A 25,469-nucleotide genomic window follows, 5' to 3' on the forward strand; every position below is an offset into this window, starting at 1 on the left:
TATTAACAGACGATAAGTGTGGACGCTTAACTTTCATGCAAACTCTAGAAAGGAGGTGATCCAGCCGCACCTTCCGATACGGCTACCTTGTTACGACTTCACCCCAGTCACGAATCCTACCGTGGTAAGCGCCCTCCTTACGGTTAGGCTACCTACTTCTGGTAAAACCCGCTCCCATGGTGTGACGGGCGGTGTGTACAAGACCCGGGAACGTATTCACCGCGACATGCTGATCCGCGATTACTAGCGATTCCAACTTCATGTAGTCGAGTTGCAGACTACAATCCGGACTACGATACACTTTCTGGGATTAGCTCCCCCTCGCGGGTTGGCGGCCCTCTGTATGTACCATTGTATGACGTGTGAAGCCCTACCCATAAGGGCCATGAGGACTTGACGTCATCCCCACCTTCCTCCGGTTTGTCACCGGCAGTCTCATTAGAGTGCCCTTTCGTAGCAACTAATGACAAGGGTTGCGCTCGTTGCGGGACTTAACCCAACATCTCACGACACGAGCTGACGACAGCCATGCAGCACCTGTGTTACAGTTTTCTTTCGAACACTCCCAAATCTCTTCGGGATTCTGTACATGTCAAGGGTAGGTAAGGTTTTTCGCGTTGCATCGAATTAATCCACATCATCCACCGCTTGTGCGGGTCCCCGTCAATTCCTTTGAGTTTTAATCTTGCGACCGTACTCCCCAGGCGGTCTACTTCACGCGTTAGCTGCGTTACCAAGTCAATTAAGACCCGACAACTAGTAGACATCGTTTAGGGCGTGGACTACCAGGGTATCTAATCCTGTTTGCTCCCCACGCTTTCGTGCATGAGCGTCAGTGTTATCCCAGGGGGCTGCCTTCGCCATCGGTATTCCTCCACATCTCTACGCATTTCACTGCTACACGTGGAATTCTACCCCCCTCTGACACACTCTAGCTATGCAGTCACAAATGCCATTCCCAGGTTAAGCCCGGGGATTTCACACCTGTCTTACATAACCGCCTGCGCACGCTTTACGCCCAGTAATTCCGATTAACGCTTGCACCCTACGTATTACCGCGGCTGCTGGCACGTAGTTAGCCGGTGCTTATTCTTCAGGTACCGTCATTAGGGGACCGTATTAGGACCCCCCGTTTCTTCCCTGACAAAAGAGCTTTACAACCCGAAGGCCTTCTTCACTCACGCGGCATTGCTGGATCAGGGTTGCCCCCATTGTCCAAAATTCCCCACTGCTGCCTCCCGTAGGAGTCTGGGCCGTGTCTCAGTCCCAGTGTGGCTGGTCGTCCTCTCAGACCAGCTACTGATCGAAGCCTTGGTGAGCCTTTACCTCACCAACTAGCTAATCAGATATCGGCCGCTCTATGAGCATGAGGTCTTGCGATCCCCCACTTTCATCCGTAGATCGTATGCGGTATTAGCTAATCTTTCGACTAGTTATCCCCCACTCAAAGGTACGTTCCGATATATTACTCACCCGTTCGCCACTCGTCAGCGGAGCAAGCTCCCTGTTACCGTTCGACTTGCATGTGTAAGGCATGCCGCCAGCGTTCAATCTGAGCCAGGATCAAACTCTTCAGTTCAATCTCTGTTTTGTGGCATTGCTGCCTAGCATCTCTGCTATCGCTCACTCAAAATACTGACAGGCCACTTCCTCTCGAAAGCGCCTATTTTCTTCTTTTGTGAACATTTAATGTTTTAAGTTATACGCTCCTGATTTACATCAGCAGCGCTGCACTTCCATCAAACGCCCACACTTATCGACTGTTAATTGTTAAAGAACCTTCTACTTCGCGTCACCAGTCACCCGGTTCGCGTCGCTGTCAAATCGTTTTGTTTGTCAGCAGCAGAGAGATGAGATTATGTAGCGTTTCAAGTTTTTCGTCAACTACTTTTTTACTTCTCACCGAAAAACTTTTTACTTCCAACACAACCTGCAACCCGCTTTATTTCCCTCAAACTTCGCTACCAAATCAGCCTCAATCTCTTGCCGCTCATTCGTTTATTTCGCGTCGTTCTCAACGGGAGGCGAACTATAGCAATCCCCCCAATTCCCCGCAAGTACTTTTATCCAAATTCTTTAAAATATTTCGATTTATTTGATTTAGCCCTATTACAGGGCGTTTGCAGCCATTCAACACCCACTATTACCCTCTATTAGTAGCTGCTTATACATCCACCGAATTCAATACCGCCCAGCGCGCAGCGCTGACGCCCTTCTCCAGACTGATCCGGCTGACAATCTGCTCCAGCTGCAAATGATTGCTGGCAGAAGTAATCAGGTCCGCCCGCACTTCCAGCTGCGTGCCGGACGCCAGGTCCTCGCTATGCAGCGACTGCACGATCAAGTGCGGCATGCCGTTCAGCATGTGCAGCATCAAGGTGCGCACCTGCACCTCATCTTCCGGCCGGCATACTATAGAGAGGCGATACACCTGCTCGGTTTCCGTCGCGCTATGCAAATCCTGGCGGTTGATCATATGAGAGACGCCGCGCAGCAGCACGTTGGCGCCCAGGATGGCGGCGGCACCGATGGCCGCCTCCAGCGCATGGCCAAGTCCGCACAGCACGCCGACTGCTGCCGAACACCACAAGGTGGCAGCGGTGTTCAAGCCCCGCACATTGATCCCCTCGCGCATGATGACGCCGGCGCCAAGGAAGCCGATACCGGATACGACATAAGAGGCAATCCGCGTTGCCCCCTGCGGATCCGACTCGAAGGCGGACACCATCACGAACAGCGAGGCGCCGATAGACACCAGCGCATTGGTGCGCAAACCCGCCATGCGCTGGCGCATCTGGCGCTCGGCGCCGATCAGGGAACCCAGGGTCAGGGCCAGCAATACGCGCAGGGTAAATATTTTCCAATCCATCTTCGCTACCTTTCAGCATGCGTCGCCATGCGCACGGCATGGCGGCATTTCATTGGCGCCCGGCGCCGCTTCAGGAATTGAAGAACAGCCGGCCAGGCAAATCAAACAACGGATGGGATAAGTGGCAGGGATGCGGGAACACATCCCCGGGATGCTACAGCGCTCGAATTCACTGGCTGTAGCGAGAAATGCTTGCTAGCAGGCGAATTGCGTCGGGCTGGGCGCCCATCCGAGGGTACTGGTACAACTGTCCAAAATCGGGGCTCCTGCAAACATGGTCCACAGGATTCTATTTAGACGGCATAGGCAAGTCAAGCGACGGGCGCCGCATCGGCGGCCAGCTTGCGCAAGATGTGGCCGGCGGCAACCAGGCCAAAGGTGGCCGTCACCACCACCGCCGAGCCGTAGCCGGCGCAGTTCAGACCGGTGACGCCGGCAGCTGCGCCGGTGTCGGCATCGACCGCACATGCCTGCTCGACTAGCGGCGCGCTGATGGGTTCGGTGGAAAATACGGCGTCGATGCCAAAACGGACTTTATCGCCGCGCGGGAAGCGGTACTCCGAGCGTAAGCGCTTGCGCACCTTGGCCAGCAGCGGCTCCTGCTCGGTTTTCGCCAGATCGCGCACTTCAATGCACGTGGCATCAACCTGGCCGCCGGCGCTGCCGATGGTGATCAGGCGGATGCCCTTGTCACGGCAATAGGCGATCACGGCCGCCTTGGCGCGCACATTGTCGATGGCGTCGAGCACGTAGTCATAACGCCCTTCGCCTATCATTTCCGATAAATTATCAGCGCTGATGAAATCTTCCACTTCGGTGACATGGCAGTAAGGGTTGATCTGGGCGATACGCGCCGCCAGCGCGCTCACCTTGGCCTGGCCGAGCGTATCGGTCAGTGCGTGAATCTGGCGATTGATATTCGATTCAGCCAGATTGTCGAGGTCGATCAGGGTCAGATTGCCTACAGCGCTGCGCGCCAAAGCCTCAACTGCCCAAGACCCAACCCCTCCGACGCCGATCACGCAAACATGCGCCTGCAGGAAGCGGGCCAGCGCAGCAGCGCCATACAAACGGCCAATGCCGCCGAAACGGCGGTCGAAATCGATCTCGTCGAGATCGACCGCGGTGGGGATAGAGGCGCCGGAAGCGCTGGCTACAACAGAAGAGGACATGATGGGCAAAGAAAGTGAAATGACAGGCATGTGACAAGATAGACCGGGATGAACTTGATACAGATCAAACTGGCTACCACTATTGCGCCTATTTTACCGGCTCTGCATGACGGATCACTTTTGAAGTGCTTTAATATGAAATGGACACCGCCATCAGCCAATTATCAAATAAGCATCCATCCCTCGATGCATGCTCCTATCCAGACATGAGATATACACTATGCCCAACGCACTGATCGCCACCGCGCCAGATTTCAGCCAGCCGATTGCCGTGCTCAAGCATTGCCATGACCGCATACGCAAACAGCTGGAGACGCTGCAAAACCTGCTCGGCCATGTGCCGCAGCACGGCAACGATGCCCAGGCGCAGCAAGCCGCGCACAGCGTCATGCGCTATTTCAACCAGGCCGCGCCGCATCATCATGCCGATGAAGAAGTCGACCTGCTGCCGATGCTGACAATGACCGCCAGCGGCGAGGACGCCGCCCTGCTGCAAAAGCTGATGCCGGAAATCCTGGCCGAACATCATCAGATGGATAGCCTGTGGCAGGCCCTCAGCCTGCAATTGGCGCCTATCGCCGACGGCGCGCCGGCCATGCCGGCAAGCCAGCTGTCGGCACAGGACGTCCAGCAATTTTCCGCGATCTATTCCGCTCACATGGAAAAAGAAGAAACCTGGATCGCGCCGATGGCGAAGCGGCTGTTCAACGCACAGCAGATGCAGCAACTAGGATCAGCCATGCAACAACGCCGAGGAATTACCTCATGACCCAACAAGTAGACAAATCGATTGCAGACCTGCGCATCGACTATAGCCAGGCCAGCCTGTCGGAAGCCGACACCGCGGCCGATCCGATTACCCAGTTCGGCAAATGGTTCGATGAAGCCATGCGCGCCGAAGTCCCCGAGGCCAATGCCATGAGCCTGGCCACCGTCGGCAGCAACGGCCGGCCGTCGTCGCGCATCGTGCTGATCAAGCAGTTCGACGAACACGGCTTCACCTGGTTCACCAACTTTGACAGCCGCAAGGGCCACGACCTGGAGCAGCATCCTTATGGCGCCCTGCTGTTTCACTGGGTCGCGCTGGAACGCCAGGTACGCATCGAAGGCCGCGTCGAAAAAGTCGACGACAGCGAAAGCGACGCCTACTTCAACAGCCGGCCCTTGCGCAGCCGGCTCGGCGCCATCGCTTCGGCGCAAAGCGAGACCATCGCCAGCCGCGAACTGCTGGAAGCAGCATACGCCAAGGCCGAACAACAATTCGGCGAGCACCCGCCACGCCCAAAACACTGGGGCGGCTACAGACTTTTTCCGGATACGGTAGAATTTTGGCAAGGACGCCGGTCACGTTTGCACGACCGGATTTTGTATACCTTGGACGCAGATGACAAGTGGCTGCGACAACGCCTGCAGCCTTAGGGTCCGTCATCATCACCGTCACCGGTCGACGCTGACCGCTTGGTACAAGTATTTAATGACCGGAGGAGAAATCGTGTTCTGGGAAAAGAAGCTTGAAAACTGGGTTGAAGATATTCGTCACCGCACCGCAATACCGCTACGGCTCGAATTATGGAACGGTCAGCGTTTCGACTTCGGCACCTATGCGGCGCCGGAAGTCACCGTGCGCGTACCGCATGTATCGGCGTTGAGCTACCTGCTGACGCCTTCCCTCGCCAATCTCGGCGAAGCCTACGTCGAAGGGAAAATCGAAGTCGAAGGAAAAATCAGGGAAATCATCGCCGTCGGCAATGCGTTGGCTGCCAACTCCCTCAAGCCGGACGGCAAATTTTCCCGCATCACGCGCACCTTCCGCCACAACAAGGAAAAGGATGCCGAGGCGATCCGTTACCACTACGACGTTTCCAACGATTTCTACAAGCTGTGGCTGGACCAGAACATGGTCTACTCCTGCGCCTATTTCGAACACGGCGATGAAGACCTGGACACCGCGCAGCTCAAGAAAATCGATCACATCCTGACCAAGATCCAGATCCAGCCGGGCCAGACCCTGCTCGATATCGGCTGCGGCTGGGGCGCGCTGGTGTTGCGGGCAGCACAGAAATTCGGCGCCAAATGCGTCGGTGTGACGCTCTCGGAAAACCAGTACGCGTTGGCGAAAGAGCGGGTAGCGCAGGCCGGCCTGCAGGATCAGATAGAAATCCGCCTGCAAGACTATCGCGATGTCACCGGCAGTTTTGACCGCATCACCAGCGTCGGCATGTTCGAACATGTCGGGCTGATCCACCTGCCCATGTATTTCTCGCGCATCCGCGAGCTGCTGGCCGATGACGGCATCGCCATGAACCACGGCATCACAACCACCGACATCGACAATGGCGAGACGCCGTACGGCGGCGGTGAATTCATTGAAAAATATGTGTTCCCGCATGGCGAGCTGCCGCATATCGGCATGGTGCTGAAAACCATGCAGCAAGGCGGGCTGGAAGTCTTCGACGTGGAAAACCTGCGGCGCCACTACGCCAAGACTTGCGGTATCTGGGCCGACAATCTGGAAGCGCATGCCGACGAGGTCAGGAAAGCGGCCGATGACCGCCGTTTCCGTATCTGGCGGATTTACCTGGCGGGGAGTTCCTACGGCTTCGAGCGCGACTGGATGTCGCTGTACCAGGTGGTCTGCCGCAAAGCCGGACGCAGCGCCGGCACACTACCCTGGTCGCGCGACTACATATACCAAGGCAAGTGACTTGAGCAAGCTGCGCCGCTGCGCTCACCGGCGCAGCGGCGCGGATTCAGCTGGTCGCTTTAACTTTATCGATGAACATCTTGCGCAGCTTCGCCACTTTCGGCGCCACCACGAAAGCACAGTAGCCTTGCAGCGGATGCTGGCGGAAGTAGTTCTGGTGGTAGTCTTCAGCCTTGTAATAGGTTTCCGCGGCACTCAATTCAGTGACGATGGGCGCATCCCACACATTCGCCATTTCCGCGACCACCTTTTCAGCCACCTCTTTCTGCTGCGGCGACTGGTAATAGATCGCCGAGCGGTACTGGGTGCCGACGTCGTTACCCTGGCGGTTCAGCGTGGTCGGGTCGTGGATGGTGAAAAAGATTTCCAGCAATTCGCGATAGCTGATCTTTTCATTATCGAAGGTCAGCGCCACCACTTCGGCATGGCCGGTCGTGCCTTCGCATACCTGCTCATAGCTGGGATTGTCCACATGGCCGCCGGTATAGCCGGACTCGACATGCTCCACCCCTTTGATTTCCTGATAGACCGCTTCCAGGCACCAGAAGCACCCACCTCCTAATACCGCCACTTCTTTAGTCATGGTCGCTGCTCCCCTGGTTACTCACAATTGACAGTTTCACTGTAACGCAATCTGCTCTGTCTTGTCGACGAAGAAATAGATTATCGGCCAAGCGCTGCAACAGACGAAAAAAAGCCCCGCAAGACCATGCCTTGCGGGGCTTTTTAAGATAAAACCTAGCCAGCGATTTAGAACTTGTAGCCGACGGTCAGCACGGAAACCATAGGATTCAGAGTGATCTTGGTGGTCGCGTGCGAGACGCTGCCATCGCCATGGGTAGTGGTCAGATCGGCCTTGGTGTTCAGCGGCACATAGGACAGCGAGAAGTTGGCGGACCAGTTCTTGTCGAAGTTGTAGGCCATACCAATGTTCGCGACCGGCACAAAGGAACTGCTCAGATCCGCGCTGGTGCTAGCCTTAGGATCGCCGCCGCCCAGCAATCCGGTCAGGCTGCTGGTCAGCTTGATGTTCGAGTACCAGACATAAGCAACCCCGGCGCCGACGTATGGACGGAACTGGCTGTTAGCATCGCCGAAATAATACTTGGCCAATAACTGCCGGGCTCCATTGTGTGGCGGTACCGAGCTGACCCAGGCCGTTGAGCGTACCTTCGCCAGCGAGCTTGAATTTCGGCGGGATGCCCAAATCCGTAGTGACTGCGATATTGTCAGTAAAGAAGTGCGTCAGCTGCAGAATCGCGGTATCGGCGTTAGAAACGTGCGCACCGCTACCTGGAACAGTGGTGCTGCCAAGTTTGAGCGGCTCGCTGGACTGGTTCAAACCGATATGGGCCCAGCCGAAATTGACTACATTGTCGCCTGCCTGCTGTGCCATGGCCGGCGCTGCGAATGCGGCCAGTAAGGACAGGGCTGCCAGCTTTGGTATCGCGTTGAATTGTTTTTTCATATGTCTTCTCCAAGTTTCACTTCAATTTAGTATTGGATCCTGCACTGCATCGAATGCAGTACAAAACCATTTCCGGCACTTTGCAGTTCTGGTCAGACCAGACAGCGCTCTGTTCTTCAACTTCAACCATCAAAGTAAGCGTGATTCCCATTTCAAGAATCTGCGCTCCGCTCATATCCCGAAAAGAACGCGCGTGCTATTCTTTTTTTTACACTATGCCAGCTTTAGAATGATTTGACTATAGTTGTAGCTTTTTTACCGCAATTATTTTTTAAAGCTCGTTTTAAATCCCGCCAGGACGGCTAAGGAATCGTGCGCGGCACGGCGTAGACGGTCGTTGATTCCCTGCCAGGCCGGCTCCGACGGCGGCGCTTCCACCACGATCAGGTCGGCGGCAGCATGATCCATGTTGCGCAATGCAGCATAAAGATCGTGGGCATAGGGTTGCGGCGCGGCGGTCATGGCGAACTGCGCCGCCAGCGGCGGCCTGTCGACTGCCGCTGCCGTCGGCGAATAAGAGATCAGTGCCAGGCTTTGGCCAGCCTCGTACAGCTGCAGCAGCGTCGCCGCCAGTTGCGGCGGCGCCACCAGCAGCACCGGCGTACGCGGCGCATAGTGCGATTCCAGCGTGCCGGAAGCGCGCGGCGCTGCGGCATCCGCAGCTTGCACCGGCATGCCCAGCACGGCGCTGATATCGGCCGCACTGATGTGGCCCGGCCGCAGCAGCACCGGCCCATGCGTCGCCATGCGCGACAAATCGACAATCGTCGATTCGATCCCGACTTCGCTCTGGCCGCCATCCAGGATGCAAGCGATCGGACTGTCACCGTCGGTATCGAACTCGTCGCGTACGTGCTGGGCCGTGGTCGGACTGACATGGCCGAACTTGTTGGCCGAGGGGCCGGCGATGCCGCCCTTGCCGCCCTTGAATTCGCGCAGCAAAGCCTGGGCCACCGGATGCGAGGGACAACGCAAACCGACCGAGCTTTGGCCGCCCGAGACTTGATCCGGTATGTGCGCCGCACGCGGCAAAATCAGCGTCAACGGCCCCGGCCAGAACGCCGCGATCAGCACATGCGCCTGTGGCGGAATAGCATCGGCCCAATAGCTGATGTCAGCTTCCGGCGCCAGGTGAACAATGACCGGGTGATTGGATGGACGTCCCTTGGCGGCATAAATGCTGGCAACCGCCGCGGCGCTCTCGGCATCCGCGCCCAATCCGTACACCGTCTCAGTCGGAAACGCCACCAGCTGGCCCGCTTCCAGCTTGCGGGCCGCCAGGCGAATCTCTTGCATGTCGATAGTCGCGTCCGTCATCGCATGCTTCATTCAGGCGGCGATGCCGAGAATGGCGCAGGCAGCGGCCAGTTGCTGCTGCGCTTCGGCCAGGGTCGGAGCGATAAATGTGATGTGCCCCATTTTGCGGGCACGGCGCGCCTGCGCCTTGCCGTACAAATGCAGATGCGCTGCCGGCAACGCCAGGATCTGTTCCCAAGCGGGTTCCCGGGCTTGCTCGCTAGCGCCGTCAAACCCGCCGTCAAACCAGACGTCGCCAAGGATGTTCAGCATCACTGCCGGCGAATGCTGGCGGGTATCGCCCAGCGGCATGCGCGCCATCGCCCGCACCTGCTGCGCAAACTGGCTGGTGACGCAGGCATCCATGGTGTAATGGCCGCTGTTGTGCGGACGCGGCGCCATCTCGTTGACCACCAGCGAGCCATCCTGCAAGACAAAGAACTCAATGCACAGCACGCCGACATAGGCCAGCTGCTCAATGATGACCAGCGCCGCATGCTGCGCGCGCTTGGCGGTTTCATCGCAGACATTCGGACCAGGCACCGTGGTGGTGAACAGGATGCCATCGCGATGGACGTTTTCGGCAATCGGATAGACCACTGCCTTGCCGTCGGCGCCGCGCGCCACCAGCACCGAGACTTCATATGCCAGCGGCAGCATCTTTTCCAGCACGCAGTCCACGCCGTTCATGCCGGCGAATGCTGCACGCAGCTCATCCAGGGTGCGGACCCGCGCCTGGCCCTTGCCGTCGTAGCCGAGGCGGACGGTTTTCAAGATGCCGGGCAGCAGATCGGCCGGCACCTGCTCGATATCGGCAGCCGATGCGATCAGCTGATGCGGCGCCGGCAATACCGTGGACTCCCTGGCGCAAGCGGTAAAGAAGCGCTTTTCCACCATGCGGTCCTGGGCCACCGATACGCTGGCCGCGGCCGGCGCCACAAAACTGTTCTGCGCCAGCAGCGCCAGGCTGTCGGCGGCGACGTTCTCAAACTCGGTGGTGACTGCCGCGCACAGGCTGGCCATCTCGCCCAGGGCGACCGCATCGCTGTAGTCAGCCAGGAAGTGGCGATCGGCGACGTGCCCGGTCGGGCAATCCTGCTCCGGCTCCAGCACCGCCACCTTGTAGCCCATGGCTTGCGCTTCATGGGTGAACATGCGGCCCAGCTGGCCGCCGCCCATCACACCCAGCCAGGTTGGCGGGGTTGTGCTTGGAACAATCGGGGCGATGGAATCTTGTTGCATACTGCTCATACCGGTGGCAATTTCATATCAAGGGCAATCTGGGTCTGCTTGGCGCGGAAGGCCAGCAGCTTGTCGGCCAGCGCCTGGTCAGTGGTGGCCAGCATGGCGATGGCGGACAGCGCCGCATTGGCCGCGCCGGCTTCGCCGATGGCATAGGTGGCGACCGGAATGCCTTTCGGCATCTGCACGATCGACAGCAAGGAATCCTCGCCACGCAGATATTTGGACGGCACCGGCACGCCCAGCACCGGCACAATCGTCTTGGCGGCGATCATGCCCGGCAAGTGCGCAGCGCCGCCGGCGCCGGCGATGATCGCGCGCAAGCCGCGCTCGCGCGCGCTTTCCGCGTAGGCGAACATCTGGTCCGGCATGCGGTGCGCCGAAATCACCTGCGCCTCGTGGGCGACGCCAAACTCGGTGAGGATGGCGACTGCGTGCTGCATCACATCCCAGTCGGAAGAAGAGCCCATGACGATGCCGATGACCGGCTTGGCCGCCAACTGATCCACAGTGTCCTTGCTCATCATCAATCCTTCAGCGTTTCGCCGGTCAGGCTGAATAAAGCTTCGCGATATTTGTCGCCGGTTTTTGCAATCACGTCGTCAGGCAGCGTCGGCGCCGGCGCGGTCTTGTTCCAGCTGGTCACGGTTTCCAGGTAATCGCGCACGAACTGCTTGTCGAACGATGGCGGCGAAATGCCGACCTGGTAGCTGGCAGCCGGCCAGAAGCGCGAGGAATCGGCGGTCAGCACTTCATCCATCAGGTGCAGGACGCCGTCTTTATCGAGACCGAATTCAAACTTGGTGTCGGCGATGATGATGCCACGCGTCGCAGCGTAGTCGGCGGCGGTTTTGTACAGCTCGATGCTGACGCTGCGGATCTTCTCGGCCAGTTCCTTGCCGATGCGGCTTTCCATGTCGGCAAAGCTGATGTTCTCGTCATGCTCGCCCATTTCGGCTTTGGCCGCCGGCGTGAAGATCGGCTCGGCCAGCTTGGCGGCCTGCTGCAAACCTGCCGGCAGGCTGATACCGCAGATGGCGCCGGTAGCCTGGTAATCCTTCCAGCCGGAACCGATAATATAACCGCGCACCACCGCCTCGACCATGATCGGCTGCAGACGCTTGGCCACTACCGCACGGCCGCGCACCTGCTCCACTTCGTCGCCCGCCACTACCGATTCCGGCGCAATCCCGGTCAGGTGGTTGGGCACGACCGCCGCCAGCTTGTCGAACCAGAAATCGGACATGCGGTTCAAGACCTTGCCTTTGCCCGGGATCGGCTGGTTCATGATGACGTCGAAAGCCGACAAGCGGTCGGAGGTGACGATCAGGATCTTGTCTTCACCGACGGCATAGTTTTCGCGCACCTTGCCGCGACCCAGCAGTGGCAGTGAGGTAATGGTGGATTGGTAGAGGCTTGTCATGGTTATTCCAAAAGTCAGAAAACCAGGCAGAGAACGATGTAAGCATCATCCTGCGCCTGGTAAGTTATTGCGCCAAGCCTTGCCTGGCGCCGGTAACACCCTATTACTGAACGATCTGCGCCAGCTCGCCCTTCTTGTATTTCTCAGCAATCTTTTCCAGCGATACCGGCTTGATCTTGGCAGCCTGGCCTTCGCAGCCGAACGCCAGGAAACGCGCCTTGACCACAGCCTTGGCCGCTTCGCGCGCCGGCTTGAGGTAGTCGCGCGGATCGAACTTGCTTGGATTTTCGATCAGGTAGCGGCGGATCGCGCCAGTCATGGCCAAGCGGATATCGGTATCGATATTGATCTTGCGCACGCCGTGACGAATCCCTTCCTGGATCTCTTCCACTGGCACACCGTAGGTTTCTTTCATGTCGCCGCCAAATTCGCGGATTTCCGCCAGCAGTTCCTGCGGCACCGACGAAGAGCCGTGCATCACCAGATGGGTGTTAGGAATGCGGGTGTGGATTTCCTTGATGCGTTCGATCGCCAGGATGTCGCCAGTCGGCTTGCGCGAGAACTTGTAAGCGCCGTGCGAAGTGCCGATCGCAATCGCCAGCGCATCGCACTGGGTCAGCTTGACGAAATCGGCGGCTTGCGCGACATCGGTCAGCAGCTGCTCGCGGGTCATCTTGCCGTCCGCGCCGTGGCCATCTTCCTTATCGCCCATCATGGTTTCCAGCGAACCGAGCACGCCCAGTTCGGCTTCCACGGTAACGCCGATGGCGTGCGAGAACTCGACCACCTTGCGCGATACTTCAACGTTGTATTCGTAGCTGGCGACCGACTTGCCGTCTTCCATCAGCGAACCGTCCATCATCACCGATGTGAAACCGGACTTGATCGCGGCCATGCAGACCGCCGGCGACTGGCCGTGGTCCTGGTGCATGACGACCGGAATGTGCGGGAAAGCTTCGACCGCGGCTTCGATCAGGTGGCGCAGGAAGGCTTCGCCGGCATATTTGCGGGCGCCGGCAGAGGCTTGCATGATGACCGGCGCGCCGACTTCATCGGCGGCCTGCATGATGGCGGTGACCTGCTCCAGGTTGTTGACGTTGAAAGCAGGCAGGCCGTAGCTGTTTTCAGCAGCATGGTCCAGCAATTGACGCATGGATACGAGAGGCATGTTGTACTCCGATAATAAAAACCTGTTGTGCTACCTGTTACCACGTCATTCCCGCGCACGCGGGAATCCATTTTGGCGACTGCGCTAGGCCGCAACATGGATTCCCCGCCTTGGCGACCGCGTGCGCGGGGATGACGTTGTATTGAGAAACTTGCTTAAGCATCAAATCAATACTCGCCGATCTTCATGATCTTCAGCGCATTGGTGCCGCCGATCTGGCCCATCGGCTCGCCCCAGGTCACCACCACCAGGTCGCCCAGCTGCACTACGCCATTGGCCAGCAGCAGGTTCTGCGCGGCCTTCAGCACGGCTTCGCGGTCGGTCGATTTGGCTAGCTCGAAAGTCTGCACATTGCGGTACAAGGCGACTTTGCGCTGGGTGGCGACGCTCGGGGTGATGGCAAAAATAGGGATATCGATGTTGTGACGGCTCATCCACAGCGCGGTAGAACCGGACTCGGTCAGCGCCGCAATCGCCTTGACCCGCAGATGGTGAGCGGTAAACAAGGCGCCGTAGGCGATCGACTGGTCGACACGGGTGAAACGGACATTGAGGAAATCGGCGTCCAGCTTGCAGTCTTCCGACTTTTCGGCTTCCAGGCAGATCGCCGCCATCGCTTCCACCGTCTCGACCGGATATTTGCCGGAAGCGGTTTCAGCAGAAGTCATCACGGCATCGGTGCCGTCCAGCACGGCGTTGGCGACGTCGGACACTTCGGCGCGGGTCGGCACGGCGTTGACGATCATCGATTCCATCATCTGCGTTGCCGTGATGGCCAGCTTGTTGGAGACGCGCGCCATGCGGATCATGCGCTTTTGCAGCGCCGGCACGGCAGCGTTGCCGACTTCTACCGCGAGGTCGCCGCGGGCCACCATGATGCCGTCGGAGGCATCGAGGATTTCTTGCAATACAGGAATGGCTTCAGCGCGTTCGATCTTGGCAATCATCATCGGCTTGTGGTCGTAGGCTTCGCCGGCGACATTGGCCAGTTGGCGCGCCATTTCCATGTCAGTCGCGTTCTTCGGGAAAGACACCGCGACATAATCCGCCCTGAAACTCATGGCAGTCTTGATGTCGTCCATGTCTTTGGAGGTCAACGCCGGCGCCGTCAGGCCGCCGCCCTGGCGGTTGATGCCCTTGTTGTTGGACAGTTCGCCGCCGATCTTGACGATGGTGTGGATTTCATTGTTGAGGATTTTTTCGACAACCAGCACGATCAGGCCATCGTTCAGCAACAGCACGTCGGCCGGCTTGAGGTCGCGCGGCAGTGCCTTGTAATCGAGACCGACGCGTTCCTGGCTGCCCATGCCGCAATCGGCGTCGAGGATGAATTTGTCGCCGTTCTTCAGCTCGATCTTGCCCTGCTCGAACTTGCCGACGCGGATCTTCGGTCCTTGCAGGTCAGCCATGATGGCGACTTGCTTGCCGCAGGCCGCGGCGACTTCGCGCACCAGCTTGGCGCGGTCGATATGGTCTTGTGCCTTGCCATGCGAAAAATTCAGGCGCACCACATCGACGCCGGCGACAAACATGCGCGCCAGTGTGTCGGCATCGCTCGATGCAGGTCCGATAGTGGCGACGATCTTGGTAGCTCTTTGCATGGAAAACCTTTCAATACTGCATGGATGAATGTGCAACTATTCCATCTCCGTCATTCCCGCGCACGCGGGAATCCATTTTATGGCTGCAACTTGGATCCCCGCGTTCGCGGGGATGACGAGGTGACCGAATATCCCTCTAAGAATATCCCTCTAAGAATATCCCTCTAAGAATATCCCTCTATTAAGCAGCGCGTTGCAGCAGAATTTCAACCGCCGGCAAGGTCTTGCCTTCCAAGAATTCCAGGAAAGCGCCGCCGCCGGTGGAGATATAGCCAATCTTGTCAGTAATCTGGTACTTGGCGATAGCCGCCAGCGTATCGCCGCCGCCGGCAATCGAGAATGCCTTGGAATCGGCAATGGCCAGCGCCAGCGTCTTGGTGCCCTCGCCGAACTGGTCGAACTCGAACACGCCGACCGGGCCGTTCCAAACTATCGTGCCGGCCTGCGCAATCTGAGCCGCCAGAGTCGCCGCTGTCTGCGGACCAATATCCAGGATCAGGTCGTCGTCTTCGACTTCGCTGACCTTCTTGATCGTTGCAGTGGCAGTCGGCGAGAATTCCTTGGCGCAGACCACGTCCACCGGAATCGGCACCGAGGCGCCGCGCTTGGCCATCATCTCGATGATGGCCTTGGCTTCGTCCACCAGATCCGGCTCGGCCAGCGATTTGCCGATCTTCAGGCCGCTCGCCAGCAGGAAGGTGTTGGCGATGCCGCCGCCGACGATCAGGTTGTCGACCTTGTCGGCCAGCGCCTTCAGGATGGTCAGCTTGCTCGATACCTTGGAACCGGCGACGATCGCCACCAGCGGCCGCGCCGGCTGGTTGAGCGCCTTGCCCAGCGCATCCAGCTCAGCTGCCAGCAAAGGGCCGGCGCAGGCGATCGGTGCAAACTTGGCGATGCCGTGGGTAGTCGCTTCAGCGCGGTGCGCCGTGCCGAAGGCGTCGTTGACATAGATATCGCACAGCTTGGCGATCTTTTGCGCCAGCTCGTCGCTATTCTTTTTCTCGCCCTTGTTGACGCGGCAGTTTTCCAGCAAAACTATCTGGCCCGGCGCCACTTCCACGCCATCGACCCAGTTTTGCCTCAGCTCGACCGGCTGGCCCAGCAGCTCCGCCAGGCGCTTGGCGATAGGCGCCAGCGAATCTTCCGGCTTGAATTCGCCTTCGGTCGGACGGCCCAGGTGCGATGTCACCATCACCGCGGCGCCGGCATCCAGCGCCTGGCGAATCGCCGGCACCGAAGCGCGCACGCGCGTGTCTTCAGTAATATTGCCCGCGGCATCTTGCGGCACATTGAGGTCGGCGCGGATAAAAACACGTTTGCCTTGCAGCTGGTGTTGCGCGATCAAATCGCTTAGTCGATTGAATTTCATGTCGATCAGACAATATTAGTGAGGAAAAGCCGCTATTTTACTCCAGCAGGCTCCGTCAAAACACCGTTTAACGCACATAAGGCTGCTCAAAAGACATACAGCCCAGACCAATATTCTACAGAGTAGGTCTGGTTGAATCCGTTAAAATATCAATTTATGTGCCTTAAAACCTAATTGCGCCTAGTTGCGTCATTCCCGCGAACGCGGGAATCCAATTTATTTAGACAGCAACTTGGATCCTCGCGTTCGCGAGGATGACGGGATTTTGAAGCCCTCTTATTTAAAACAGGAGATTTGAACATGTCCATGGATGACCGCGACGGCAAGATTTGGAAAGACGGCAAACTGATAGACTGGCGCGACGCCAACATCCATGTCCTGACCCATTCGCTGCATTACGGCATGGCAGTGTTCGAAGGCGTGCGTGCTTACAAGACCGATCAGGGGCCGGCGATCTTCCGCCTGAAGGAACATACCCAGCGCCTGCTGAACTCAGCCAAGATTTTCCAGATGCAGGTACCTTACGACCTGCAAACCCTGATCGACGCCCAGGTCGCCGTGGTCCGTGAAAACCAGCTGGAGTCGTGCTACATGCGGCCGCTGATCTGGATCGGCTCGGAAAAGCTCGGCATCGCCGCCAAGGGCAACACCGTCCACGTCGCGATCGCGGCCTGGCCTTGGGGCGCCTACCTGGGCGAAGACGGGCTGGCCAAGGGCATCCGCGTCAAGACCTCTTCTTTCAGCCGCCATCATGTGAATGTCTCGCTGGTGCGCGCCAAGGCCAGCGGCTACTACATCAATTCCATCCTGGCCAACCAGGAAGCGCTGACCGACGGCTACGACGAAGCCTTGCTGCTGGATACCGACGGCTATGTTTCCGAAGGTTCCGGCGAAAACGTCTTCATCGTCAAGAACGGCAAGATCTACACGCCCGACCTGGCTTCCTGCCTGGACGGCATCACTCGCGACGCCGTGCTGACCATGGCGCGCGACAGCGGCATCGAAGTCATCGAAAAACGCATCACTCGCGATGAAATGTATTGCGCCGACGAAGCCTTTTTTACCGGCACGGCGGCGGAAATCACGCCGATCCGCGAACTCGACAACCGCAGCATCGGCGAAGGCAAGCGCGGCCCCATCACGGAAAAGATCCAGTCCCTGTTCTTTGAAGTGGTGGCGGGCAAGTCGGAAAAATATCAACACTGGCTTACCGTGGTTGGAAAGTAAGCCCGTATTAACAAGTTAGAGCACCTGTCAATCTGGAGAAGTAAAAAATGAACACAGCAACAAGCCCGCAAGCAGTAGTTGAACTCGATGGCAAGGATTTGCCGGCGCACTGCCCTAACCCGCTGATGCCGACCTGGTCCTCGCATCCGCGCGTGTTCCTCAACCTGGACAGCAGCGGCAGCGCCAAGTGCCCCTACTGCGGCACGCAATACCGCTTGAAACCAGGTGCCGTAGTCCACGGACACTAATCGAAAAGGGAGCCCAGCTCCCTTTTTTGATGCAGCAAGCGTGTCGTTGTTACAATCCGGGTCAGCAGGGAGTCAATATGCCGCATGTCAAATTTATGCATGGTTCAGCAGAAGAAACCGAAACCGCTTTTTACGACGCCATGAGCCGCGCCGACATCGAGGCCATGATGGCGCTCTGGGCGGATGACGACGAAATCGTCTGCGTCCATCCGAATGCGCCGCGGCTGCATGGCCATGCGGCGATCCGGGCCGCCTTCGAAGCCTTGTTTGAACGCGGCGGCGTGCATATCCGCGCGCGGCAATTGCATGTGACCCATAATATGTCGACCAGCATCCATAACCTGGTGGAAGAGCTGCACCAGGCCAGCGAAGCCGACCGCGAGATGCATATCCTGGCCACCAACGTCTACATGAAGACCCCGCGCGGCTGGCGCATCGTGCTGCATCACGCCTCGGTCGCCCCGGGGGCAGCGCCGGAAGAAACGGTATCGAGCGCTACCTTGCATTAAAAAGTGGCGTTCCACCCAGTATAGGTATATAGCATTCGTATGAGCACTTCGATTTTCCCCGCATCTTATCCGGCGCCGCTCTGGCTGCCGGGCGGCCACCTGCAGACCATTTACCCCGCCACCTGCATCAGCAAGCCGCTAGTCGCCTACCGCCGTGAGCGCTGGGATACACCGGACGGCGATTTCATCGACATCGATTTCGTCGACGGCCAGCCCGGACAGCCGCTGGTGGTGCTGTTCCACGGCCTGGAAGGCTCGTCCGACAGCCACTACAGCCGCGCCCTGATGGCGCAGCTGGCCAAGCTCGGCTGGTCCGGCGCGGTGCCGCACTTCCGCGGCTGCTCCGGCGAAATCAACCAGGCGCCACGCTTCTACCACTCGGGCGACGCCGAGGAAGTCGACTGGATCCTGCGCCGGCTGGTCGCCAGCCGTGCGGAAAAACAATTCACGAAGTTCTACGCCACCGGCGTCTCGCTGGGCGGCAACGCGCTGCTGCGCTGGCTGGGGGAATCGCAGAACGAAGCCAAGATCGTTGACGCCGCCTGCGCCATCTCGGCGCCGCTCGACCTGGCCGGCGGCGGCGAAGCCTTGTCGCACGGCTTCAACATGGTCTACACGCGCTCTTTCCTGCGCACCATGAAAAGCAAGTCGCTCGACAAGCTGCAGCAGTTCCCGCGCCTGTTCGACCGCGAAAAAATGCTGCGCTCGCGCGACCTCTACGAATTCGACAACATCGTCACCGCACCGCTGCACGGCTTCCGCAATACCGAAGACTACTGGCACCGCGCCAGCGCCAAGCTGGTGATGAACGACATCACGATCCCGACGCTGGTGCTCAACGCCAAGAACGATCCTTTCCTGCCGCCACGCCACCTGCCGCCCAAAGCCGCACCCAGCGTCACCCTGGAATATCCGGAACAAGGCGGCCACGTCGGCTTCGCCGTCGGCGGCCCGCCCGGCCGCCTGGACTGGCTGCCGCAGCGCATGCTGCGCTTTTTGCAGGAAACTTGATGGACCAGATCGTCCTGCAAGCCATGCAGAAATGGCCCAACGTCCCGCACTGCTACGGCTGGCTCGCGCTAGACGCCCGCGGCGCCTGGCGCATGCGCGACGAGCAGACCCAGCAGCAAGATCTGCCAGGCGACAAGATCATGCACACCGCGCTGGTCGGCTTCATCAACCGTAACTACAAGGCCGATGAACAAGGCTGCTGGTATTTCCAGAACGGCCCGCAACGTGTCTACGTGGATCTGGCGCTGACACCCTACATCGCCCACACCGATCCGCTGCAAGGCTTTGTCTTGCAAACCGGTGAAGCAATGCCGACCGTGAATTCCGTCATGCTGACCGAAGAAGGAAGGCTGCTGCTGGCCATACCGGGCCAAGTGGTAGCGGTCGACGACCGCGACCTGGCCCAATGCCTGGCGCAGCTGCGCATGGATGGGAGAGAGCTCAGCGACGAAGCGTTGCTGGAATGGCTGGCAAACCCCACAGACCAGCGCATCCTGACCTGGCAACAGGCAGAATCAACAATCCCCGTCACAAGAATAGCGACCAAAGACATCGCCTCCGCATTTGGTTTTGTGCCAAAACCAAGACCAACATAGTCAATTGGGGTCAGAGTTTTTTTACGACAGCTTCACCGTCGTAAATTACTCTGACCCCAATTGACGGCCCAAGAAGCACACAACGCAACACAACACTAGCGTTCTTTGGAAGCCTTCAACTCATCCTTCCACCGCTCCTGCAACTCCCGCTCCCGCGCATCAATCATCGACTGATCATAAAACTCCGCATCCGGCGAATTCCGCGCAATCTTCAACTGATCCAAAGCCGCCGGCACACTCCCCGTCAGCACATAAGACTCCGCCAAAGCCATATGCTGCAAAGCCCGCTTGCCCAGCGCCGAATATGCCTTGGCCAGCAAATCCTGCACATCGGCATCCTGCCGGTACAGCTGCGCCTGCTCGCGCAGGTACTTGCTAGCCTCCTCGAAACGCTTGGAAGCAATCAACACCCGCGCATACTGATGCGCCAGCCCGCGCGACAAAGGAAATTGCAACTGCGCCTGCTGCACCAGCTTCAAGGCCTCCACCTCGCGCTTGGTCGCCAGCATGATCTCAATCCCAAGGTCGGTCAGCACCAGGCTCTGCTTGGCCGGCGCCGCTGCTGCAATCACTTCCTGCAGCAACTGCTCAGCCTGGCCATAATCCTCGCGCTGAAACGCCAGGAAAGCCATGCCATATTTAGCCGCGACAATCTGCTGCTTGGTATTCTGCTTGAGTTGCGAATCAAAGAAATACTGGGAGTCTCGCCGCCCCTGTTCGCTATCGTCCTGCAGCACCCGCACCCGCGCCCGGATCAGCTGAAAATCCAGGCTGTCCGCATGCTGCCGATAACGCTGCTCGCGGATGCGCGCTTCGATATCGGCGATACGTTCAGTGGTCAGTGGGTGCGTCAACAGATACGGCGGCAGGCTATCCGAATAATTACGCGAAGCCGTTTGCAAACGGCCAAAAAACGCCACCATGCCGCTAGTGTCAAAGCCACCAGAATCCAGGATAGACAAGCCGATCCGATCCGCCTCACGCTCGGCATCACGGCTGAAGTTCAGCTGCCGCTGCATCGCCAGCCCGGTGCCGCCCATCATCACCGCCGAGCCGACATCGCTGCTGCCGCGCATCGCCAGCATCCCCAGCAGCATCGACGCCAGCGCAATCATGGAATCCTGCTTCTGGCTCCCCACCATGCGCGCGATATGGCGCTGCGCCACATGGCCGATTTCATGCGCCAGCACCGAAGCCAGCTCCGATTCGCTCTGCGCCGCTAGCAGCAGGCCGGAATGCACGCCGATGAAACCGCCCGGTAAGGCGAATGCGTTCAAGACAGGATCGCGCACCGCAAAGAAAAAGAAATCAAACCCCGCCTCGCCGCGCACCTCCGGCCGCGCCGCGACCAGGGTCCAGCCGAAGTTATTCAGGTATTCCAGAAGCGGCGCATCGTTCATGTAGTCCGGATCGCGGCGGATATCGTGCATCACCTCCTCGCCCAGCTTGCGCTCCATCAGCGGGGAAAGTGTTTCGCGCGAGGTATCGCCCAGGGTCGGCAGGTTTTGCACCGCAGTTACAGGCATGGGCGGCAGGACGCAACAAACGCTTAGCAGCGCTGCCAGTAGTGTCCGCAGTGGAAATTGCATGGGTCGCGTCATCGAGTGCTGGCTAGTGTCAAAATCACGATGCTATGATACTAACAGAGGATAATTGTTCCACATTCAGCAAGCGGCGCCGGGCGGATAAAAATCCGCATCGCGCCTGATTGCGTCATCTAAAGAAAATACCACCATGACCAGCAAAACTCCACCAGCAACCAACCTGACCCATTTCGATTCAACCGGCCAGGCCCACATGGTCGATGTCGGCGGCAAGGACGACACTCACCGCATCGCCGTCGCCAGCGGTTGTATCCGTATGAAGGCAGAGACGTTGGCCTTGATTCAATCAGGCACGGCAAAAAAAGGCGATGTGCTGGGGATTGCACGTATCGCCGGCATCATGGCGACCAAGCGTACCAGTGATCTGATTCCCTTGTGCCATCCTCTGGCGTTGACTCGGGTGGCAGTCGATTTCAGCATTGATGAAGGTACTTCAAGCGTTACATGCGTTGCGCAGGCGGAAACCGTAGGGAAGACTGGGGTAGAGATGGAAGCACTGACTGCGGTGCAGATCGGTTTGCTGACGATCTATGACATGTGCAAGGCGGTAGACCGGGGGATGGTCATTACTGACGTTCGGGTAATGGAAAAACGGGGTGGCAAATCGGGAGACTGGGTGGCGGATTGAGGTGTAAACAAAGTCATATTGGAACATCTCCCCCCACTCAAATCAACCGGTGAAAGAGCGGATTCATATGAAAATTTACAACCCGCTTCTACGATCAAGCTATAGCAATAAACTGGGACTAGATGATCCGGCAGCACTGCTTGTAGCAGACCTCTTCAGATACCCGTGCAAATGGCATCTGATCCGACATATTTTTGCATGGCGGTAGTCACACATGTCCATTTACCGGCATCGGTTGCCGCGTTGTTGGCAAGGCGCTTCAACGTGATGGTTTTGGTCGCAACAGATGCGGGCCCGCCTTTAATGCTGCAAGCCAGTGTATTGTCCGCGCTGCCATCGGGTGGGCCGCCAACGGTCATGTCGCAATTGGATGTCGAGGTCTGTAATCCAACTATCGCGGGTGTGAGAGTGCTGGCCTGGAAAATAGTCGATTCAAGCCCGGTTTTACCAGAGGAAACTTCCGCCAGCGCCGCAGACCATTTGGCTTTGGCTACATAATCCTGATATGCGGGAAAAGCAATCGCTGCGATAATCCCGATTATCGCCACGACCATCATCAACTCAATCAGCGTGAAGCCGTTTTCCAAATTTGCAGACAATCGATGCGATGATTTCAAATTGTACTCCTGAACATCTTTGGGTATGAGGACAGCTAGTTCCAATAGCATCGGCAGAAGCGTTGACACTCGGACATTGGGTTGCTAGGTATCTCTAATTTATAATTTGGCTGAAGCAAGCTAGCAGCCGAGGCACAGAATCACTTCTCAAATCGCCGAGATGTTAAAAAGCCGCCCTCGGGCGGCTTCAATTGCTTGCTTTAGATATAGCTTAGACGCCTGGGCATTCCTTTGGCGCAAGCTTCATGAGAACTTCAGTATTGCATGCCCATGCACCACCTTTGCTATCATCAACACGAGTCCAGATAATTTTCTTCCCGTTAACTTGCGCACCGCCAATCATAGTGCATGTAATTGAAGAAGCGCCTGTGGCGGCGTTTGTGACATCGATTGCGCTGCAACGGCTCGTTTTGGCCTGCAAACCGATATCTGCAGCGGCAGTTACTAGAGTGGGTTCAGCGAGTTTTGTTTCAATTTGTGTTTTACCCGGGGTAATTTCTGCCAGCGAAGAAGCAACTTGTGATTTTGCTACGTAATCTTGGTAAGCTGGCAAAGCAATTGCTGCCAAAATACCGATAATCGCCACGACGATCATCAATTCGATCAGGGTAAAGCCGCGCTGAGCACGTTTAATCATTTGCATCGATTTCATTTGTTTCTCCTGTTAATAAAAAGGGGGCTTCGCTTCACTACACGGGATATACAGCAATGTCTGTGCCAGTGAAAAATCTCCGGTTTTCAAAGGTTTCAGTCGAAAAAAGTGAGGAAATTTGGCAGAATTTCGATGCGAAGCTGACAAAGTTTGTCACAAGGAAATTGTGATTATTCGGTTGTTGTAACTTAATCCCCCAACCGATGTATGTGCGGTCGCCAAGATATGAAATGTGGCAAGACATACCCCAGTTTCATCGATGACCGAGGTAAATAGAACTGGCATTGAGCTTAAATTTCGGGGGGATGCCATATTGCAGGATCATTCCCTTGCAACATGGATACGACGTAGATCGGGAACATAGCGCTAAAGAAGTGACGAGAGAAGGTGGGTACACCGCCAGCCACCTAAACGGCCTTCCAGGAAAACTTCATCAAAGTCCCTGCAATATCAATTACGTCCTCATCCTTCAATGCCCGGGCACCTGCGTTCAAAGGGGTGTCATTGACCCGGGTATAGGTCTGCCCTTCTACATGGGTCAACTCGTAGCCATGCGGCCGGCGCGTCACAATTGCTACCTGGATACCAGGCCGGCCAATCGTCGTCAGCACCTTGGTCAACAGCATCTCCTTGCCGGCGCTAGGTCCATCCAGCACGGTAATAGTCGCATCCGGCCGCGGCACCGGAAACATCTTCGGCCGGTTATCCTTGATTTCCTCATCCGTATCAACCTGGTACAACAATTTATACCTAGCCATCTGGATCACATCGTTATGCTGCAGGAAGTGCTTGGTGACCGGATGGCCGTTGACCTGGGTGCCGTTGGTACTGTTGAGGTCTTCCAGAAACGAGTCGTTGTAGATAGTGATGATGACCGCATGCTCGCCGCTGATGGCGAGGTTGTCGATGACCAGGTCATTGTGGGCGCGGCGGCCGATGGTGGTGCGCTCTTTGGTGAGCGTCATCTCTTGTATTACGGTGCCGCCTTTGGTCAGGATGATCTTCGCCATTCCTATCTCTCTTGGGAAACGCTATCTGTAAGTTGATTAAAACAATATCCTGGCGGCTATTGGTGCTGGCGCTGCTCTCACAATTCACACATCGTGCCGTACATGCTGACACACACCCCAGTTTAATGTTGTTTTGGGGCAATCGTACTCAAAATCCGGGATTTATGTTGCGGCCCCGGCTGTTCCGTCGCCGGCGGCCTGCACTGGCAATTTGACAACTGGGCTCATTCGTTCTGCGCCACCCTGACCAGTATCACTGACACATTATCCTGCCCACCGCATTGGTTGGCAGCATTGATAAGCATGGTGCATGCCATCTTGAGGTCGCCCTGGGCGTCGCTGATGATGTTGCTGATATCGCCGTCGCCGATGCGGTCCGACAAGCCGTCGGAACAGAGCAGATACAGGTCGCCGGCCTGCAGGGCATGCTGATGAACTTCCACCACCAGCTGATAGTCGATGCCGACCGCACGCGTGACGATATTGCGGTTGAGCGCAAATTGCGCATCCTCCGGACGGATCAGGCCGGCGTCGATCTGTTCCTGCAGCAGGGAGTGGTCGCGCGTCAATTGCTCCAGCAAGCCGTCGCGGACGCGGTAGGCGCGCGAATCGCCGACGTGGGCGATGCTGACCTGGCCTTCAGGCTCGAACCAGGCCACCACCAGGGTGGTGCCCATGCCGCGGTATTCCGGCTCGCGGCGGGCGGCGTTGATGATGGTGCTGTTGGCCTGGCGCACGGCTTGCATCAGCCACAGACGGGTCGGCAATTCCTCTTCCGGCTTTTGCAAGCGGCGGTATTCCTGCAGCTGGCTTTCGATTTCTTCCTGGATGGCGACGGTGGCGATGCTGCTAGCGACTTCGCCGGCGTTGTAGCCGCCCATGCCGTCGGCCAGGATCGCCAGCTGCAAGCCGGCATCGACGACGACGGTGTCTTCGTTTTGTACTCGCACCATACCAATATCCGTTTTGGCGGCAAACTCAAGCGGCATATGTCGAGACATGTTCGGTGAAAAAAGATGATACAGATTAGGCGGTTGCCAGATTACAAGCAT

The 25,469-nt window shown here is 57.7% G+C and carries 24 protein-coding genes, 1 rRNA gene and 1 pseudogene; 9 read left to right on the plus strand and 17 right to left on the minus strand.

What is annotated here, in order from left to right:
• Nucleotides 1–48: 48 nt before the first annotated feature.
• The 3 genes from CPter91_RS21290 to tcdA form a co-directional block, all read right to left on the minus strand.
• A 16S ribosomal RNA gene (locus CPter91_RS21290) occupies nucleotides 49–1,579 on the minus strand.
• Nucleotides 1,580–2,164: 585 nt separating this feature from the next.
• Nucleotides 2,165–2,869, minus strand: a complete 705-nt coding sequence (locus CPter91_RS21295) for an MgtC/SapB family protein (protein ID WP_061943855.1) — start codon at nucleotides 2,867–2,869, stop codon at nucleotides 2,165–2,167.
• A 311-nt stretch (nucleotides 2,870–3,180) separates the two neighbouring features.
• Complete coding sequence (tcdA, locus tag CPter91_RS21300) at nucleotides 3,181–4,041, minus strand: tRNA cyclic N6-threonylcarbamoyladenosine(37) synthase TcdA (protein ID WP_205631624.1); 861 nt, start codon at nucleotides 4,039–4,041, stop codon at nucleotides 3,181–3,183.
• 220 nt (nucleotides 4,042–4,261) lie between these two features.
• Between tcdA and CPter91_RS21305 the strand changes: the two genes are divergently transcribed.
• From CPter91_RS21305 to CPter91_RS21315, 3 genes are all read left to right on the plus strand, one after another.
• Complete coding sequence (locus CPter91_RS21305; RefSeq protein ID WP_061943858.1) at nucleotides 4,262–4,810, plus strand: hemerythrin domain-containing protein; 549 nt, start codon at nucleotides 4,262–4,264, stop codon at nucleotides 4,808–4,810.
• Nucleotides 4,807–5,460 (plus strand): pyridoxamine 5'-phosphate oxidase, encoded by a 654-nt coding sequence (pdxH, locus tag CPter91_RS21310; RefSeq protein WP_061943862.1) that lies wholly within the window; start codon nucleotides 4,807–4,809, stop codon nucleotides 5,458–5,460. Before CPter91_RS21305 ends, pdxH begins: the two co-directional genes overlap by 4 nt.
• 73 nt (nucleotides 5,461–5,533) lie before the next feature.
• The gene (locus tag CPter91_RS21315) at nucleotides 5,534–6,745 is read left to right on the plus strand and encodes an SAM-dependent methyltransferase (RefSeq protein WP_061943865.1); all 1,212 of its coding nucleotides are present in this window, start codon (nucleotides 5,534–5,536) and stop codon (nucleotides 6,743–6,745) included.
• Nucleotides 6,746–6,791: 46 nt separating this feature from the next.
• Here CPter91_RS21315 and msrA read toward each other — a convergent pair whose 3' ends face one another.
• The 9 genes and pseudogenes from msrA to CPter91_RS21360 form a co-directional block, all read right to left on the minus strand.
• A complete protein-coding gene (gene msrA / locus CPter91_RS21320) occupies nucleotides 6,792–7,328 on the minus strand; it encodes a peptide-methionine (S)-S-oxide reductase MsrA (RefSeq protein WP_061943868.1) in 537 nt (178 codons plus the stop codon).
• Nucleotides 7,329–7,495: 167 nt separating this feature from the next.
• Nucleotides 7,496–8,213, minus strand: a pseudogene (locus CPter91_RS21325) (OmpW/AlkL family protein).
• Nucleotides 8,214–8,477: 264 nt separating this feature from the next.
• Nucleotides 8,478–9,530, minus strand: a complete 1,053-nt coding sequence (locus CPter91_RS21330; protein ID WP_061946491.1) for an L-threonylcarbamoyladenylate synthase — start codon at nucleotides 9,528–9,530, stop codon at nucleotides 8,478–8,480.
• Between the two features lie 12 nt (nucleotides 9,531–9,542).
• The gene (locus CPter91_RS21335) at nucleotides 9,543–10,760 is read right to left on the minus strand and encodes a 5-(carboxyamino)imidazole ribonucleotide synthase (RefSeq protein ID WP_061943871.1); all 1,218 of its coding nucleotides are present in this window, start codon (nucleotides 10,758–10,760) and stop codon (nucleotides 9,543–9,545) included.
• A complete protein-coding gene (gene purE / locus CPter91_RS21340; protein WP_061943874.1) occupies nucleotides 10,757–11,275 on the minus strand; it encodes a 5-(carboxyamino)imidazole ribonucleotide mutase in 519 nt (172 codons plus the stop codon). Before purE ends, CPter91_RS21335 begins: the two co-directional genes overlap by 4 nt.
• Nucleotides 11,276–11,277: 2 nt before the next feature.
• Nucleotides 11,278–12,174, minus strand: coding sequence for a phosphoribosylaminoimidazolesuccinocarboxamide synthase (locus CPter91_RS21345; RefSeq protein WP_061943877.1), 897 nt, complete (start codon nucleotides 12,172–12,174; stop codon nucleotides 11,278–11,280).
• Nucleotides 12,175–12,277: 103 nt separating this feature from the next.
• Nucleotides 12,278–13,342 (minus strand): class II fructose-bisphosphate aldolase, encoded by a 1,065-nt coding sequence (gene fba, locus CPter91_RS21350; RefSeq protein WP_061943880.1) that lies wholly within the window; start codon nucleotides 13,340–13,342, stop codon nucleotides 12,278–12,280.
• A 167-nt stretch (nucleotides 13,343–13,509) separates the two neighbouring features.
• On the minus strand, nucleotides 13,510–14,943 hold the full coding sequence (gene pyk, locus CPter91_RS21355; protein WP_061943883.1) for a pyruvate kinase: 1,434 nt from the start codon (nucleotides 14,941–14,943) through the stop codon (nucleotides 13,510–13,512).
• A gap of 181 nt (nucleotides 14,944–15,124) precedes the next feature.
• Nucleotides 15,125–16,315 (minus strand): phosphoglycerate kinase, encoded by a 1,191-nt coding sequence (locus tag CPter91_RS21360; RefSeq protein ID WP_061943886.1) that lies wholly within the window; start codon nucleotides 16,313–16,315, stop codon nucleotides 15,125–15,127.
• A gap of 300 nt (nucleotides 16,316–16,615) precedes the next feature.
• On the opposite strand from CPter91_RS21360, the gene CPter91_RS21365 reads away from it, so the two are divergent.
• The 5 genes from CPter91_RS21365 (at nucleotide 16,616) to CPter91_RS21385 (ending at nucleotide 19,906) form a co-directional block, all read left to right on the plus strand.
• Nucleotides 16,616–17,542 (plus strand): branched-chain amino acid transaminase, encoded by a 927-nt coding sequence (locus CPter91_RS21365; protein ID WP_061943888.1) that lies wholly within the window; start codon nucleotides 16,616–16,618, stop codon nucleotides 17,540–17,542.
• Between the two features lie 47 nt (nucleotides 17,543–17,589).
• Entirely contained in the window at nucleotides 17,590–17,790 is a 201-nt protein-coding gene (locus CPter91_RS21370; RefSeq protein ID WP_061943893.1) for a zinc-finger domain-containing protein, read from the plus strand.
• 77 nt (nucleotides 17,791–17,867) lie between these two features.
• Complete coding sequence (locus CPter91_RS21375) at nucleotides 17,868–18,299, plus strand: YybH family protein (RefSeq protein ID WP_061943896.1); 432 nt, start codon at nucleotides 17,868–17,870, stop codon at nucleotides 18,297–18,299.
• 39 nt (nucleotides 18,300–18,338) lie between these two features.
• Nucleotides 18,339–19,310 (plus strand): YheT family hydrolase, encoded by a 972-nt coding sequence (locus tag CPter91_RS21380; protein ID WP_061943899.1) that lies wholly within the window; start codon nucleotides 18,339–18,341, stop codon nucleotides 19,308–19,310.
• Entirely contained in the window at nucleotides 19,310–19,906 is a 597-nt protein-coding gene (locus CPter91_RS21385; RefSeq protein ID WP_061943902.1) for a DUF2946 family protein, read from the plus strand. Before CPter91_RS21380 ends, CPter91_RS21385 begins: the two co-directional genes overlap by 1 nt.
• 95 nt (nucleotides 19,907–20,001) lie before the next feature.
• On the opposite strand, the gene CPter91_RS21390 is transcribed toward CPter91_RS21385, so the two are convergent.
• Complete coding sequence (locus CPter91_RS21390) at nucleotides 20,002–21,495, minus strand: M48 family metalloprotease (RefSeq protein WP_236905879.1); 1,494 nt, start codon at nucleotides 21,493–21,495, stop codon at nucleotides 20,002–20,004.
• Between the two features lie 145 nt (nucleotides 21,496–21,640).
• Between CPter91_RS21390 and moaC the strand changes: the two genes are divergently transcribed.
• Nucleotides 21,641–22,138: a cyclic pyranopterin monophosphate synthase MoaC gene (gene moaC / locus CPter91_RS21395; RefSeq protein ID WP_061943907.1), complete on the plus strand. Its 498-nt coding sequence runs from the start codon at nucleotides 21,641–21,643 to the stop codon at nucleotides 22,136–22,138.
• Nucleotides 22,139–22,293: 155 nt separating this feature from the next.
• Here moaC and CPter91_RS27435 read toward each other — a convergent pair whose 3' ends face one another.
• From CPter91_RS27435 to CPter91_RS21415, 4 genes are all read right to left on the minus strand, one after another.
• Nucleotides 22,294–22,755 carry a pilin gene (locus tag CPter91_RS27435; protein ID WP_269465558.1) on the minus strand — a complete coding sequence of 154 codons (462 nt, stop codon included), beginning with the start codon at nucleotides 22,753–22,755 and terminating at the stop codon, nucleotides 22,294–22,296.
• A gap of 211 nt (nucleotides 22,756–22,966) precedes the next feature.
• Entirely contained in the window at nucleotides 22,967–23,407 is a 441-nt protein-coding gene (locus CPter91_RS21405; RefSeq protein ID WP_082793124.1) for a pilin, read from the minus strand.
• 407 nt (nucleotides 23,408–23,814) lie between these two features.
• The gene (locus tag CPter91_RS21410; protein WP_061943910.1) at nucleotides 23,815–24,417 is read right to left on the minus strand and encodes an FHA domain-containing protein; all 603 of its coding nucleotides are present in this window, start codon (nucleotides 24,415–24,417) and stop codon (nucleotides 23,815–23,817) included.
• 224 nt (nucleotides 24,418–24,641) lie between these two features.
• A complete protein-coding gene (locus tag CPter91_RS21415) occupies nucleotides 24,642–25,469 on the minus strand; it encodes a Stp1/IreP family PP2C-type Ser/Thr phosphatase (protein WP_335340108.1) in 828 nt (275 codons plus the stop codon).

It is taken from the genome of Collimonas pratensis (assembly GCF_001584185.1).
Lineage (GTDB): Bacteria > Pseudomonadota > Gammaproteobacteria > Burkholderiales > Burkholderiaceae_D > Collimonas > Collimonas pratensis.